Annotated in this window: 12 protein-coding genes; 6 read left to right on the top strand and 6 right to left on the bottom strand. The window is 69.2% G+C overall.

Annotated elements, in window-relative coordinates:
* Positions 1–167: 167 nt before the first annotated feature.
* Positions 168–992: a universal stress protein gene (locus tag AC0IYU_RS09250; protein ID WP_472115550.1), complete on the top strand. Its 825-nt coding sequence runs from the start codon at positions 168–170 to the stop codon at positions 990–992.
* Positions 993–1,050: 58 nt separating this feature from the next.
* Here the strand turns inward: AC0IYU_RS09250 and AC0IYU_RS09245 are convergent, their stop codons facing one another.
* The gene (locus tag AC0IYU_RS09245; RefSeq protein ID WP_472115547.1) at positions 1,051–1,554 is read right to left on the bottom strand and encodes a Rossmann-fold NAD(P)-binding domain-containing protein; all 504 of its coding nucleotides are present in this window, start codon (positions 1,552–1,554) and stop codon (positions 1,051–1,053) included.
* Between the two features lie 232 nt (positions 1,555–1,786).
* Between AC0IYU_RS09245 and AC0IYU_RS09240 the strand changes: the two genes are divergently transcribed.
* A complete protein-coding gene (locus AC0IYU_RS09240; protein ID WP_472115545.1) occupies positions 1,787–2,503 on the top strand; it encodes a Crp/Fnr family transcriptional regulator in 717 nt (238 codons plus the stop codon).
* A 4-nt stretch (positions 2,504–2,507) separates the two neighbouring features.
* Here the strand turns inward: AC0IYU_RS09240 and AC0IYU_RS09235 are convergent, their stop codons facing one another.
* Together AC0IYU_RS09235 and AC0IYU_RS09230 are read right to left on the bottom strand one after the other, a co-directional pair.
* Positions 2,508–4,604, bottom strand: coding sequence for a PAS domain S-box protein (locus AC0IYU_RS09235; protein ID WP_472115542.1), 2,097 nt, complete (start codon positions 4,602–4,604; stop codon positions 2,508–2,510).
* Positions 4,597–5,328, bottom strand: a complete 732-nt coding sequence (locus AC0IYU_RS09230) for a response regulator (RefSeq protein WP_472115539.1) — start codon at positions 5,326–5,328, stop codon at positions 4,597–4,599. Before AC0IYU_RS09230 ends, AC0IYU_RS09235 begins: the two co-directional genes overlap by 8 nt.
* A 170-nt stretch (positions 5,329–5,498) precedes the next feature.
* Here AC0IYU_RS09230 and AC0IYU_RS09225 point away from each other — a divergent pair, with 170 nt between their 5' ends.
* Positions 5,499–6,683, top strand: coding sequence for a DesA family fatty acid desaturase (locus tag AC0IYU_RS09225; RefSeq protein ID WP_472115536.1), 1,185 nt, complete (start codon positions 5,499–5,501; stop codon positions 6,681–6,683).
* Positions 6,684–6,722: 39 nt separating this feature from the next.
* On the opposite strand, the gene AC0IYU_RS09220 is transcribed toward AC0IYU_RS09225, so the two are convergent.
* Entirely contained in the window at positions 6,723–7,232 is a 510-nt protein-coding gene (locus tag AC0IYU_RS09220) for a universal stress protein (protein WP_472115533.1), read from the bottom strand.
* A 109-nt stretch (positions 7,233–7,341) separates the two neighbouring features.
* On the opposite strand from AC0IYU_RS09220, the gene AC0IYU_RS09215 reads away from it, so the two are divergent.
* Positions 7,342–7,944, top strand: a complete 603-nt coding sequence (locus AC0IYU_RS09215) for a hemerythrin domain-containing protein (RefSeq protein ID WP_472115530.1) — start codon at positions 7,342–7,344, stop codon at positions 7,942–7,944.
* Between the two features lie 178 nt (positions 7,945–8,122).
* Here AC0IYU_RS09215 and AC0IYU_RS09210 read toward each other — a convergent pair whose 3' ends face one another.
* Together AC0IYU_RS09210 and acs are read right to left on the bottom strand one after the other, a co-directional pair.
* The gene (locus AC0IYU_RS09210; protein WP_472115527.1) at positions 8,123–8,872 is read right to left on the bottom strand and encodes a TerC family protein; all 750 of its coding nucleotides are present in this window, start codon (positions 8,870–8,872) and stop codon (positions 8,123–8,125) included.
* A 254-nt stretch (positions 8,873–9,126) separates the two neighbouring features.
* Entirely contained in the window at positions 9,127–11,103 is a 1,977-nt protein-coding gene (gene acs / locus AC0IYU_RS09205) for an acetate--CoA ligase (RefSeq protein WP_472115524.1), read from the bottom strand.
* Positions 11,104–11,289: 186 nt separating this feature from the next.
* Here acs and AC0IYU_RS09200 point away from each other — a divergent pair, with 186 nt between their 5' ends.
* Both AC0IYU_RS09200 and AC0IYU_RS09195 read left to right on the top strand, forming a co-directional pair.
* Positions 11,290–11,610 (top strand): DUF485 domain-containing protein, encoded by a 321-nt coding sequence (locus tag AC0IYU_RS09200; RefSeq protein WP_472115521.1) that lies wholly within the window; start codon positions 11,290–11,292, stop codon positions 11,608–11,610.
* Between the two features lie 35 nt (positions 11,611–11,645).
* A complete protein-coding gene (locus AC0IYU_RS09195) occupies positions 11,646–13,334 on the top strand; it encodes a cation acetate symporter (RefSeq protein WP_472116141.1) in 1,689 nt (562 codons plus the stop codon).
* The last annotated feature ends 122 nt before the right edge of the window (positions 13,335–13,456 follow it).

Raw genomic sequence — 13,456 nt, 5'->3', positions numbered from 1 at the left:
AAAGCGGTGGCGCAAGCGCTGTGTTGCCCGAGCGTACGGACGCGGGCGCGTCGCGGGCTTGACGCAGCGCAAGCCACGCGGCGAGGGCGCGGCCTAAGGTGGCGCCATGTGGCGCCATCGGCCCCCGCCTTCCCGGCCTTGCCTCACGTTCCCCAAGGAGCTTTTCCATGCAGACCCCCAGATCCATCCTGCTTCACCTCGACAGCTCGGCGCGCGCGGTGGAGCGCATCCGGCTCGCGCGCCAGTTGGCCGAGACCTTCGACGCGCAGGTCACGGCGCAGCCGTGCACGCTGTCGTCGCTGATGCGCTATCCGCTCGCGCTGGAAGGCGCGGCCGAGGCGGTGGCGATCATGCAGTCGCTCGACAAGGAAGCGCGCGACCGCATGCACGCGGCCTTCGCCGTCCAGAGCGCGGGCTCGCGGCGCATGCACTGGCTGGAGCCGATGCCCGATGCGCCCTGGGGCTTCGCCCGGCGCGCGCTCTATGCCGACCTGGTGGTGATGGGCCAGCGCGACCGCAACGACCCGTTCGACGCCGAGCTGCCCGCGGACTTCCTCACCAGCGTGCTGGTCGACAGCGGCCGGCCCGCGCTGGTGCTGCCCTGCGTGGGCCCGGTGGCCCCCATCGGCCACACGGTGCTGCTGGCCTGGAAGGAAACGCGCGAATCGGCGCGCGCGGTGACGGCGGCGCTGCCTTGGCTGCGCACCGCGTCGCGCGTGCATGCGGTGTCCTACGGCGGCGAGGCCGAGGTGTCGCTGGAGGGCCTGCGCGGCTACCTGCGCGCCCAGGGCATCGTCGAGCCGACGCTGCACTTCGGCGACAAGGACGAGGGCGACGTGGGCAACCGGCTGCTTTCCCTGTCCGCGGACCTCGGCGCCGACCTGCTGGTGATGGGCTGCTACGGCCACAGCCGCGCGCGCGAGTGGGTGATGGGCGGCGCCACGCTGTCGATCCTGCAGTCGATGACGCTGCCGGTGCTGATGTCGCACTGAACGGCGGGCCGCACCCCTGGCTGCAAGTCTGGCCGCACCACGGATCGGGGCGGCAGCGTCAGGCGAGCGTTTCCACCAACAGGGCCTGCAGCATGAAGCGCCGGTTGTCGCCCGGCGCGGCCTCTTCGCCGAGGCTGTCCGCCAGGCGCGCCGAGGCGTGCGTGTCGCAGGCGATGTCGTCGTACACGGGAATGCCGGCGGCCTGGCCGATCTGCCGCACCAGCGCGGCCGGCATGCCCTGGCAGATCACCGCGTCGTACAGCCGCCCGAGCGTGCGGCCGGTGTGCTGCACCTCGCGCGGGTCGCCGGCGCCCGACAGGTTCCAGCGTACCGTGGCCACGTGCGCGCCCAGTTCGCCGGCGGCGCGCAGCAACGGCGCCGGGTCGTCCACGACCGCAGCGGCGCGCAGCAGTCCGATGTTCTTGCCGCGCAGCAGCAGCGGCAGGGCATTCGTGCGCGCAAGGTGGCGCAGGCGCAGCGCCAGCCCGAGCAGTTCGGCCGCATCCGGCGGTGGCGGAACATTCGAGGTGCGCAGATCGGTGGGTTCGGATGGCAAGAGCATGGCGCGACAAGTGCGTGACGACAGCAAGGCTAGTTCGCCGCCGCGCGCGGCACTTGATGCGCGTCAAGGGCCGCGTGTCGCGCCGGCGTTGATACACGCCGGACACATGCCGGACACCGGGCATTCACCGAGCGTTACCCGCCGATGCGCAGCGTTGTCGCTGCGTTGCCGTGCGCTTCCTAGCATCGGTCCATCGACACGCGACACCCCCGTTGCGCCCAAGGAGTTCCAGATGCCTGATTTCACCGCCACCGAGAACACCACCGAAACGCTGAAGCGCCTGGCCGCGCAGCTGCAGCCGGAGCGCCGTCTGGTGCACACCGGCGACGTGGTCTACCAGGCGGGGGAGCGCTTCGAGCACCTGTACATCCTGAACTCCGGCTTCTACAAGATCGTGAACCTCACGGCCGACGGCCGCGAGCAGGTGGTGGGGCTGAAGTTCCGCGGCGACTGGCTCGGCTTCGAAGGCATTGCCGGTGGCTGCTACGGCTGCGACGCGGTGGCCATGGACACGGGCGAGGTCTGGGTGGTGTCCTACGACGCGCTGATCGCGGCCAGCCGGGTGCACCCCGACCTGCTGCAGGTGCTGCACGCCGCCATGAGCCGCGAGATTGCAAGCGACCGCGACTCGCTGATGTCGGTCTGCACGCTGCCGGCCGACGCACGGGTGGCCGACTTTTTGCGCTACTGGGCCGAGTCGCTGGCCGAGCGCGGCATGCGCACCGACCAGATCACGCTGCGCATGACGCGCGCCGAAATCGGCAACTACCTGGGCATGACGCTGGAGACGGTGAGCCGGGCGCTGTCGCGGCTGGCGCGCGACAAGGTCATCGGCTTTGCCGAGAAGGGCCGGCGCGACGTGCAGATTCCCGACGTGGGTGCGCTGTCGGCCTTCGTGCAGCGCTGCCTGGCACCGGTGGCGGTGTCGGCGCCCGCCATGCTGCAGTGAGGCCTCAGGCCAGCAGCCGCGCAATGGCGCGCGCAAGCTCGCCGCGCGTGTAGGGCTTGGGCAGCAGTTCCCAGCTGGGTGGCATGTCGCGGTCGGCCTCCAGCAGCTCCGACGAGAAGCCTGACATCAGCAGGATTGCCAGGCGCGGAAACAGCTGCTGCGCCTCGGTGGCGAGCTGCGTGCCGCGCATGCCTGCGCCGAGCGCGATGTCGCTCAGCAGCAGGTCGAAGGGGGCGGTGGCGTTCTGCAGGACCGACAGGGCCTCTTCACCGTTGGCCGCCGATGCCACCTTGCAACCCAGCGTGACCAGGAAGGTGTGCGCCACCTTTCGCACCTCGGCGTCGTCCTCGACCAGCATCACCCGCAGGCCGGCGGGAACGGATGCATCGGCGCGCTCTTCTTCCGTTGGCGGCGGCGCGGCGCGGCTGCCGCGTTCCAGCTGCGGCAGGTAGAGCGTGACCGTGGTGCCCGCACCCGGCTGGCTCTCGATCGCGATGGCGCCCTTCGACTGCTTGACGAAGCCGTACACCGTGCTCAGGCCCAGCCCGGTCCCGCGGCCGGCCTCCTTGGTGGTGAAGAAGGGCTCGAAGGCGCGCTCCTTCACGTCCTCGGCCATGCCGGTGCCGCTGTCGGAAATGGAAAGGGCCACGAAGCGGCCGTGCCCCTGCATGTTCGGGTCGTTGCGCTCCGTGCGCAGTGCGAGCGGCAGCAGGCCGCAGTCTTCGGAGCGAAAGTGCAGGGTGCCGCCTTCGGGCATGGCGTCGCGCGCGTTGATGGCGATGTTCAGCAGCGCCGACTCCAGCTGCACCGGGTCGGCCAGCACCGGCGGGCAGGCCGGGCCGGTGTCGATGGCGATGTGAATGCGCTGGTCCAGCGTGCGGCGCAGCATGTCGGCCAGCGAATGGAGCAGGGCGTGGGTGTCGACCACGTCGGGCTGCAGCATCTGCCGGCGCGAGAAGGCCAGCAGCTTGCCGGTGAGCTCGGCACCGCGCCGGCTGGCGCGCATGGCCGCCCCCACCAGCTGCTGCGCATGGGTGTCCTGCGCCAGCGCGGGCAGCTCCTCGAGCACCTGCAGGTTGCCCATGATCACGGTGAGCAGGTTGTTGAAGTCGTGCGCGATGCCGCCGGTGAGCTGGCCGACGCTTTCGAGCCGCTGGGCGTGGGCCAGCGCCTCTTCGGTGCGCACGCGCTGCAGGCTGGTGGCCAGCAGGTTGGACAGCGACTCCAGGAAGCGCAGCTCCTCGTCGCCGAAGCGCTTGGCCTGCCGCGAGCGCACCGACAGCATGCCGATCACGCGGCCACGGTCGGACAGCGGCACCGCGAGCGCGCTGACCAGCCCGGCCGCCAGGTAGGCGGGCGGCACCGCGAAGCGCTGCTCGCTGCGGTAGTCCGCAATCACCACCGGGCGCCCTTGAGACAGCACGTAGCCCGGTGGCGTGTCGGGCCGGTTGGCGATGCGCGCGCCGATCTCCTCGCCCGCCACGTTGCCCACGCCGCTGGCCACGCGGAACTCGAGCCCGCTGTCTTCGAGCAGCAGCACCATCGCCACCTCGACCTCCAGGCCTGCGGCGGCGATGTGCGGCACCTGCTCGAGCACCACCTGCAGGTCGCGCGTGTCCACCGCCAACCGGCCCAGCTGCGCCAGGTGGTCGCTGTAGCGTGCGCGCTGCAGCGCCTGCTTCACGCGCGGGTAGGCGCCGATGTCGCGGATCGCGGCCACCACGAAGGGCAGGCCGTGGTCCTGCAGCGGGCTGAGCGCGATCTCGACCATGACCTCGCTGCCGTCCTTGCACTTGGCGACCAGCTCCATGTGCGTGCCCATGGGACGCGGGCGCGGCGCGCGGCCGTAGGCCTCGCGGTAGGACGCATGGCGCGGGCGGATGCTGTCGGGCACCAGCACGTCGACGTTCAGCCCGATGAGCTCTTCGACGGCATAGCCCAGCAGCGCGGCGGCCGAAGGGTTGGCCAGCATGATGACCCCGGCCTGGTCGACCAGCAGCAGCGAGTCGGGGTAGGCGATGAAGAGCGAGCGGAACACGCTGCCTTCCTCGATGCCGGACGGCAGCGACAGCAGGAAAGGGGGGCGCGGTGCGTCAGCCATGGGACACGGGCGGCACCAGGATGTAGCCCGCGCCGCGCACCGACTTGATGAGCTGCGGTTCGTCCGCGTCGGCCTCGATCTTCTTGCGCAGCCGGCCGACCTGCACGTCGATCGTGCGATCGAAGGGGGCGGCTTCGCGCCCGCGGGTCTGCTCCAGCAGAAAGTCGCGCGACAGCACGCGTCCGGGGTGCCGTGCAAAGGCGCACAGCAGGTCGAACTCGCCGCCGGTGAGCGCCACGTCCTGGCCGTTCGGGTCGGTGAGGCGGCGCGCGGCGGCGTCCAACTGCCAGCCGGCGAAGCGCAACTGCTCGACGGCGCCCACGGGCGCTGCAAGGACCGCGACCGGCGCTTCGGGCGTCGTGCGGCGCAGCACCGCCTTCACGCGCGCCACCAGCTCGCGCAGGTCGAAGGGCTTGGTCACGTAGTCGTCGGCACCCACTTCCAGGCCGACCACCTTGTCCACCGCGTCGCCGCGCCCGGTGACGATGACCAGGCCGCAGCGCCAGCTTTCGCGCATGCGCCGCGCAATGGAAAAACCGTCTTCGCCGGGCAGGCCGAGGTCGAGCAGCACCAGGTCGGCCGGGTCGGCCGCCATGAGCGCCATGAGGGCGCGGCCGTTGTGCAGCTGGGTCACGCGAAAGCCGTGGCTCTGCAAATAGGTGGCCAGGAGCTGCGTGATGTCGACTTCGTCGTCGAGCACCGCGATGTGGGGTGCGGGTTTCATGCGAGAGGGGGCGTCGGGAATCCGGGGGAGCGTAGCACGCATGCCTTGGAAGCAGCCCCTGTGCGGGGCGAGGTTTCCAGCGCCGGTTTTCGGCGGCGCCATGCTTGATCTGGCGCAAGGGTCTCTCGCGCCCGGCTGCACAGAATTGCCGCTTCGTTCAAGAGGCACGCATGCATTCACTGTTTTTTTCGGGCGTTCTGGATCTTCCCTGGTGGGGCTGCGTGCTCGTCGCGCTGGCGCTCACGCACGTCACCATCGCTTCGGTCACCATCTTCCTGCACCGCCACCAGGCGCACCGCGCGCTCGACCTGCATCCGGCGGTCAGCCATTTCTTCCGTTTCTGGCTGTGGCTCACCACGGGCATGGTCACCAGGCAGTGGGCCGCGGTGCACCGCAAGCACCACGCCAAGTGCGAGACGCCCGAAGACCCGCACAGCCCCCAGGTGTATGGCCTGAGCCGCGTGCTGTGGGGCGGCGTGGCGCTGTATGCGCGCGAGGCGGCCAACAAGGAAACGCTGGCGCGCTACGGCCACGGCACGCCGGACGACTGGATCGAGCGCCGGCTGTACACCCGCCACCAGGTCATGGGCATCGTGCTGATGGGTGTGCTCGACATGGCGCTGTTCGGCGTGGTGCCGGGCGCGCTGATCCTGCTCACGCAGATCGCGTGGATTCCCTTCTGGGCGGCCGGCGTGGTGAACGGCATCGGCCACTGTTGGGGTTACCGCAACTGGCCGGCGGCCGACGCCAGCACCAACATCTTTCCCATCGGCATCGTGATCGGCGGCGAGGAACTGCACAACAACCACCATGCCTTTCCAACCTCGGCCAAGCTGTCGAGCAAGTGGTACGAGTTCGACATCGGCTGGCTCTACATCCGCACGCTGCAGGCGCTGGGTCTGGCGAAGGTCAAGCACCTGGCGCCGAAGCCGCGGCTGGTGGCGCCCCGGCCCGTCGTCGACATCGACACGGTGCAGGCGGTCATTCGCCATCACTACGACGTGCTGTCGAGCTACACGCGCTCGCTGAAGACGGCCTATGCCCGCGAGTTCGGCCGGCTGCGCGAAGCGTCGCCGCAGGAGGCGCGTGCGCTGCGCGGCGTGAAGCGCTGGCTCGGTACCGACGAACGCGCGCTGGACGCCTCCCGGCAGGCACAGATGCTGGCGGCGCTGGGCGCCTCGCATGCGCTGGCGACCATGTACGCCATGCGGCGCGAGCTCATGGTGCTGTGGGCTCGCTCGGGCGCCACGGGTGACCAGCTCGTGCGGCGCCTGCAGGACTGGTGCGAACGCGCGGAAGACAGCGGCATCGCACCGCTGGCCGACTTCTCGATGCGGCTGCGGTCCTACGCCTGAGCCTGCGGCCGGGCCCGAAGCGCCTTCGTCGCTGGCTGGCTACTGGCTGGCGACTTCGCCAACCGGCAGCGTGAAGTGCTCGGACTCGACCCGGGCCAGTTCCTCGGGCGCGCGGATCAGCAGCACCGGCACGGGCGCCATGCGCAGGATGTGCTCCGCGCTGCTGCCCATCACCCAGCGGCCCAGGCCGCGGCGGCCATGGGTGCCGATCACGATCAGCTCGGCGTGCGAGGCCACGGCTTGCGCGATGACCTGGTCGTGCACCGCGCCCCTGACGCTGTCGCACAGCACCACGTCCGCTTCCACGCCTTGCGAGGCGGCCTGTGCGCGGCCTTCCTGCAGCAGCGCCGAGGCCTTGGCGCGCAGCTCTTCGAGCCAGTTGCCGGCGTAACCGGCGTAGGCGTCCATGGCAAGCGCGAACGAGAGCTCGTCGATCACGTGCACCAGCCGCAGTCGCCCGCCGGTGAGCTGGGCCAGGCGGATCGCCTCGGCGAGGCCGCGGGTGGATGTCGAACTGCCGTCGATGGGAACAAGGATTCGCTGGTACATGGCATGCCTCCGGGGCGAGTGGGTGTGAATGCCAGTATCGGGAGCGCGCTGTGGCGCGGCATTGATATCGATCAAGCCCGTGCAGCCCGCCAGGCGCGATGCTGGCGGCATGCAAGCCACACCCCTCGCGACACACGCCGCCGTGCGCATCATCCGCCAGGAGCATGCCGCGCTCGCGGCGATGCTGCGCTCCATCGTCATGCTGCTGGAGCAGCACCGCCGCAAGGGAACCCTGCCCGACTTCGCGGTGCTGCGGGCCATGCTGTTCTACGTGGACGAATTTCCCGAGCAGCGGCACCACCGCAAGGAAACAGAGTTGCTGTTTCCCAAGCTGCGCGCGCGCACGCCCATGTCGCGCGACCTGCTGGACAAGCTCGACAACGACCACGCCTGGGGCGAGCGCCGCATCCGCCATGTCGAGCACGCGCTGCTGGCCTTCGAGATGCTCGGCGAACCGCGGCGCGAGGCCTTCGAGACGGCGATGGGGAAGTACGTCGACTTCTACCTCGAACACATGGCCATGGAAGAGCGCGAGATTCTGCCGCTGGCCGAACGTGTGCTGAGCGACGACGACTGGCGCGAGCTGGACGAGGCCTTTGCGCAGAACCGCGACCCGCTCACCGGGCACGTGCCCGACCTGGCCTACAACGCGCTGTTCACACGCATCGTGAACAGCGTGCCCGCGCCCATCGGACTGGGGCCGGCGCTCTGACGCCGGATCGTCGAGCGCGGCTTTGCAGGGCTTGAGAAGAACTGCGAGCTGCTGCTCGACACCCGCCTTCGGTCCGTTCAACGGAGCTGTATTCAGGGGAGCACAGCACGCGACACCGGCGTTGCGTTGAAGGGCCGGAGCAGGTACGGCGCCGGGCCGGGTCCTTCGGCCTCCCGGCTCAGCTTCCCGGCATGTGGGGCGGATTCAACGCCACGCGCTTGGCCGACTTCCTGCGCATGCGGATGTTGAGCATCTCCACGGTCAGCGAGAAGGCCATTGCGAAGTAAACGTAGCCCTTGGGCACGTGGTGCTCGAAGCCCTCCGCCACCAGCACGACGCCCACCACCACCAGGAACGAGAGCGCCAGCATCTTGATGGTGGGGTGGTTCGAGACGAAGCGCCCGATCGGGCCGGCGAACACCATCATCAGCAGCACGGACACGATCACCGCGGCAATCATGATTCGCACGTCGTCCACCATGCCGACCGCCGTGATGATCGAGTCCAGCGAGAACACCAGGTCGATCACCATGATCTGCAGCAGCACGGAGGCCAGGGTCGCCTTGACTGCGGTGGACTTCTGCGTGTGCTCGCCTTCCAGCGACTGATGGACCTCGGTGGTGCTCTTCCAGATCAGGAACAGCCCGCCCAGGATCAGGATCAGGTCGCGGCCCGAAATCTCGTGCCCGAACAGCGAGAAGAGCGGCGTGACCAGGCCGACGATCCAGGCCAGCACCAGCAGCAGCCCGATGCGCATGAACATGGCCATGAACAGGCCCGCCCGCCGCGCAAATTCGCGCTGGGCGGGCGGCAGTTTGTCGACCAGGATGGAGATGAAGATGATGTTGTCGATGCCCAGCACGAGCTCGAGCGCGGTCAACGTGGCGAAGGCGATCCAGGCTTGAGGATCGGTGAGAAGTTCAAGCATCGAGGTCTTTCGGTAACGGCAGTGCGGGGACGCAACCATCGGTGTTGCAGGCGCAACTTTACGGTATCTGCAGCCCGACCTTCGCGCTCGACACGCCGTGGTGCGTGAGCCAGCCCCACGGCGATCCGCTCGACATGGCAGACGCCGACCCGGCGATCTGGGCGCACGCCGAACGTGTCGTCAGATCCGATCGGAGCTTCACGCCGGCCGATGAATGGGCCGCGCGTTTCGCACGGCGCCGTGCGCCCCTGTCCTCAATGCGCGTCGGTCAACTGATCGAGGATGGCCGGGTTCTCCAGCGTCGACACGTCCTGCGTGATCGCCTCGCCCTTGGCCACCGAGCGCAGCAGGCGGCGCATGATCTTGCCGCTGCGCGTCTTGGGCAGGTTGTCGGCAAAGCGGATGTCGCGGGGCTTGGCGATGGGACCGATTTCCTTGCCGATCCAGGCGCGCAACTCCGCGGCCAGGCGGTCCGCTTCGGCACCCACCGGGCGCGGTTGCTTGAGCACCACGAAGGCGCAGATGGCCTCGCCCGTGGTGTCGTCGGGCCGCCCGACCACCGCCGCCTCGGCCACCAGCGCGGTGCACGCCACCAGCGCCGACTCGATCTCCATGGTGCCCATGCGGTGGCCGCTCACGTTCAGCACGTCGTCGATGCGCCCGCCAATGGTGAAGTAGCCGGTGAGGGCATCGCGCGCGGCGCCGTCGCCGGCCAGGTAGTAGCCGCGCAGCTCCTGCGGGTAGTAGCTCGAGCGGTAGCGCGCGTCGTCCCCCCAGACCGCGCGGATCATGCTCGGCCAGGGCTTCTTGATGACCAGCAGGCCGCTCTCGCCGTGGGGCACGTCGTTGCCGGTCTCGTCGACGATCGCCGCGGCGATGCCCGGGAAGGGCAGGGTGCAGGAGCCCGGCACCAGGTCGGTGGCGCCCGGCAGCGGCGTGATCATGTGGCCGCCGGTTTCGGTCTGCCACCAGGTGTCGAGCACCGGGCAGCGCCCGCCGCCCACGTGCAGGCGGTACCACTCCCACGCGGCCGGGTTGATCGGCTCGCCCACCGAGCCCAGCACGCGCAGGCTGCGCAGGTCGTAGCGGTCGGGGTGCACGGCGGCGTTGCCCTCGGCCGCCTTGATGAGCGAGCGGATGGCGGTGGGCGCGGTGTAGAACGCCGTGACCTTGTGCCGCTCGATCATCTGCCAGAAGCGTCCGGCGTCGGGGTAGGTCGGAACGCCCTCGAACACCACCTCGGTGGCGCCGATGGCCAGCGGGCCGTAGGCGATGTAGGTGTGGCCGGTGACCCAGCCGATGTCCGCGGTGCACCAGAACACGTCGTCGTCGTGCAGGTCGAAGGTCCATTTCGTCGTGACCGCCGCATGCAGCAGGTAGCCACCGCTGCAGTGCTGCACGCCCTTGGGCTTGCCGGTGGAGCCCGAGGTGTAGAGCAGGAAGAGCGGGTGCTCGGCACCCACCCATTCGGGTTCGCAGCTGTCCGGCTGCGCGGCCGTGGCCTCGTGCATCCACACGTCGCGCGGCGTCCATGCGACGGGCCCGCCGGTGCGCCGGTAGACGATCACCGTCTGCACGGCCTCGCAGCCGCCCAGCGCGATCGCCTCGTCGACCATGGCCTTCAACGGCAGGTGCTTGCCGGCGCGCACCTGCTGGTCGGCGGTGATGACCACCGCCGCGCCCGTGTCCGCGATGCGGTCGCGCAGCGCCTGCGCCGAGAAGCCGCCGAACACCACCGAATGCACCGCGCCCAATCGCGCGCAGGCCTGCATTGCCACCACGCCCTCGACCGACATCGGCATGTAGATGACCACGCGGTCACCCTTCCTCACGCCGCGCGCCTTCAGCGCGTTGGCCATGCGGCAGGTCTGCGCGAGCAATTGCGCATAGGTCGTGTGGGTGACGTTGCCGTCATCGGACTCGAAGACGATGGCTGTCTTCTCGCCGCGCCCGGCTGCCACCTGGCGGTCCAGGCAGTTCCACGAGACGTTGAGCGTGCCGTCCTCGAACCATCGGTAGAAGGGCGCGCGGCTCTCGTCGAGCACTGTCGAAAAAGGGGTTTTCCAGCCGACGAATTCGCGCGCGAGGCGGGCCCAATAGCCCTCGTAGTCGGCGTCGGCCTCGGCCACCAGGGCGTCGTAGGCGGCGCGGCCCGCGACATGCGCGGTGCGGGCGAGCGCCGCGGGCGGCGCGTAGGTGGGCAGCTTGGGCATCAGGTCGGGAGCGTTCATGTCTCGGGTCTTTCTGGGTTGCGGGAGCACGCCGTGACGCCGCAGGCGCGCGCAGGCATGAAGGGATGGACGTGGGCAGGCGTGAGCGCATGGTGACCCATGGCCGCGTGGCAAAGCTTGCGCCAGCGCAAGCCCGGGTGCGCCGCCTGGTCCCTTAATGGGCCCACCCGCCTACAAGGAGACACCATGGAAGACGATCTGGTCGCGCGCATCGCCGCGCATCCCCAATACATACAGCTCAAGCGGCGCCGCAACCGCTTCGGCTGGTCGCTCGCGCTGATGATGCTCGTCGTGTACTACGGCTTCGTGCTGCTGGTCGCGTTCGATAAGGAGCTTCTCGCGCGGCGCCTCGGCGACGGCGTGATGACGCTGGGCATGCCGATCGGCTTCGGCGTGATCCTCTTCACGGTGGCCATCACGGGCTACTACGTGCGCCGCGCCAATGCCGAGTTCGACACCCTGTCCGACGCCGTGGTCAAGTCCGTGCAGCCGGGAGCGAAGAAGTGAACAACATTCGCCGTCTTTTCCGCAGTGCGGCACTGATGCTCGCTGCTTGCGCCATGTCGGCTGGCGCGCTCGCCGCGGGCGCCGACCTGGGCCAGCTGCAGCGCCAGCCCACCAACTGGACCGCGATCGGCATGTTCGCGCTGTTCGTGGTGGGAACGCTCTTCATCACCAAGTGGGCCGCCGCGCGCACGCGCTCGGCGGCGGACTTCTATACGGCCGGAGGCGGCATCACGGGCTTCCAGAACGGCCTGGCCATCGCGGGCGACTACATGTCGGCGGCATCGTTCCTCGGGATCTCGGCCGCGGTGATGGCCACCGGCTACGACGGCCTGATCTATTCGATCGGCTTCCTGGTGGGCTGGCCGGTCATCACCTTCCTGATGGCCGAGCGGCTGCGCAACCTCGGCAAGTTCACCTTCGCGGACGTGGCGGCCTTTCGCTTCAAGCAGGCGCCGGTGCGCATCTTCGCGGCCTCGGGCACGCTGGTGGTGGTGGCCTTCTACCTCATCGCGCAGATGGTGGGCGCGGGCCAGCTGATCAAGCTGCTGTTCGGGCTGGAGTACTGGATCGCCGTGGTCATCGTGGGCTCGCTCATGATGGTCTACGTGCTGTTCGGCGGCATGACCGCCACCACCTGGGTGCAGATCATCAAGGCCGGGCTGCTGCTGGGCGGGGCGAGCTTCATGGCGCTCTCGGTGCTGTGGCACTTCGGCTTCAGCCCCGAGGCGATGTTCGCCGGCGCGGTGAAGGTCAAGACGGACCTGGCGCTCAAGGACGGCAAGACCGCCCAGGTGGCGGCCAGCATCGGGCAGTCGATCATGGGGCCGGGCAATTTCGTGAAGGACCCGATCTCGGCGATTTCCTTCGGCATGGCGCTCATGTTCGGCACCGCCGGGCTGCCGCACATCCTGATGCGCTTCTTCACCGTGCCCAGCGCCAAGGAGGCACGCAAGTCGGTCATGTGGGCCACGGGCTGGATCGGCTATTTCTACCTGCTGACCTTCATCATCGGCTTCGGCGCCATCACGTTCGTGCTGACCAACCCCGACTTCCTCGACGCCAACGGCGTGCTCAAGGGCGGCGGCAACATGGCGGCGGTGCACCTGGCCAACGCGGTGGGCGGCAACGTGTTCCTGGGCTTCATCTCGGCCGTGGCGTTCGCCACCATCCTGGCGGTGGTGGCCGGGCTCACCCTGTCGGGCGCCTCGGCGGTGTCGCACGACCTGTATGCGACGGTCATCAAGAAGGGCGACGCGGGCAGCGCGGCGGAACTGCGCGTCTCGAAGATCACCACGCTGGCGCTGGGCGCGCTGGCGGTGGTGCTGGGCATCGTGTTCGAGAAGCAGAACATCGCCTTCATGGTGTCGCTGGCCTTCGCGATCGCGGCGTCGGCCAACTTCCCGGTGCTCTTCATGTCGGTGCTCTGGAAGGGCTGCACCACGCGCGGCGCGGTGATCGGCGGCTTCCTCGGCCTGGTGTCGTCGGTGGGGCTGACGGTGCTCTCGCCCTCGGTGTGGGAGGCCACGCTCGGCCATGCGGCGGGCTCGTCGCCGTTCCCGTACACGTCGCCGTGCCTGTTCTCGATGAGCATCGCGTTCGCGGGCATCTGGCTGTTCTCGGTGCTGGACCGCAGCGCGCGCGCCACGGTGGACCGCGACGGCTTCCTGGCCCAGCAGGTGCGCTCGGAGACCGGCATCGGCGCCCATGGCGCCAGCGGCCACTGAGCCGCTGTGGGCCGGCGCACGGCTTGCGCCCGCTTCAACGGCCTCTGACTAAGCTTATGAGGAGGAAGTATTTGCAATTTACATGATCAATGCCCCATGATCATGAAAATGGATACTGAAAC

The organism is Variovorax sp. AC103 (assembly GCF_979254005.1).
This window is presented reverse-complemented; position numbering and strand designations above follow the sequence as displayed.

Bases quoted from the DNA above. Each gene is read 5' to 3' on its own strand.
- AC0IYU_RS09200 (WP_472115521.1), top strand. From the start codon at position 11,290: ATGGAAGACGATCTGGTCGCGCGCATCGCCGCGCATCCCCAATACATA.
- acs (WP_472115524.1), bottom strand. From the start codon at position 11,103: ATGAACGCTCCCGACCTGATGCCCAAGCTGCCCACCTACGCGCCGCCC.
- AC0IYU_RS09230 (WP_472115539.1), bottom strand. From the start codon at position 5,328: ATGAAACCCGCACCCCACATCGCGGTGCTCGACGACGAAGTCGACATC.
- AC0IYU_RS09240 (WP_472115545.1), top strand. From the start codon at position 1,787: ATGCCTGATTTCACCGCCACCGAGAACACCACCGAAACGCTGAAGCGC.
- AC0IYU_RS09215 (WP_472115530.1), top strand. From the start codon at position 7,342: ATGCAAGCCACACCCCTCGCGACACACGCCGCCGTGCGCATCATCCGC.
- AC0IYU_RS09245 (WP_472115547.1), bottom strand. From the start codon at position 1,554: ATGCTCTTGCCATCCGAACCCACCGATCTGCGCACCTCGAATGTTCCG.
- AC0IYU_RS09210 (WP_472115527.1), bottom strand. From the start codon at position 8,872: ATGCTTGAACTTCTCACCGATCCTCAAGCCTGGATCGCCTTCGCCACG.
- AC0IYU_RS09235 (WP_472115542.1), bottom strand. From the start codon at position 4,604: ATGGCTGACGCACCGCGCCCCCCTTTCCTGCTGTCGCTGCCGTCCGGC.
- AC0IYU_RS09220 (WP_472115533.1), bottom strand. From the start codon at position 7,232: ATGTACCAGCGAATCCTTGTTCCCATCGACGGCAGTTCGACATCCACC.
- AC0IYU_RS09195 (WP_472116141.1), top strand. From the start codon at position 11,646: ATGCTCGCTGCTTGCGCCATGTCGGCTGGCGCGCTCGCCGCGGGCGCC.
- AC0IYU_RS09225 (WP_472115536.1), top strand. From the start codon at position 5,499: ATGCATTCACTGTTTTTTTCGGGCGTTCTGGATCTTCCCTGGTGGGGC.
- AC0IYU_RS09250 (WP_472115550.1), top strand. From the start codon at position 168: ATGCAGACCCCCAGATCCATCCTGCTTCACCTCGACAGCTCGGCGCGC.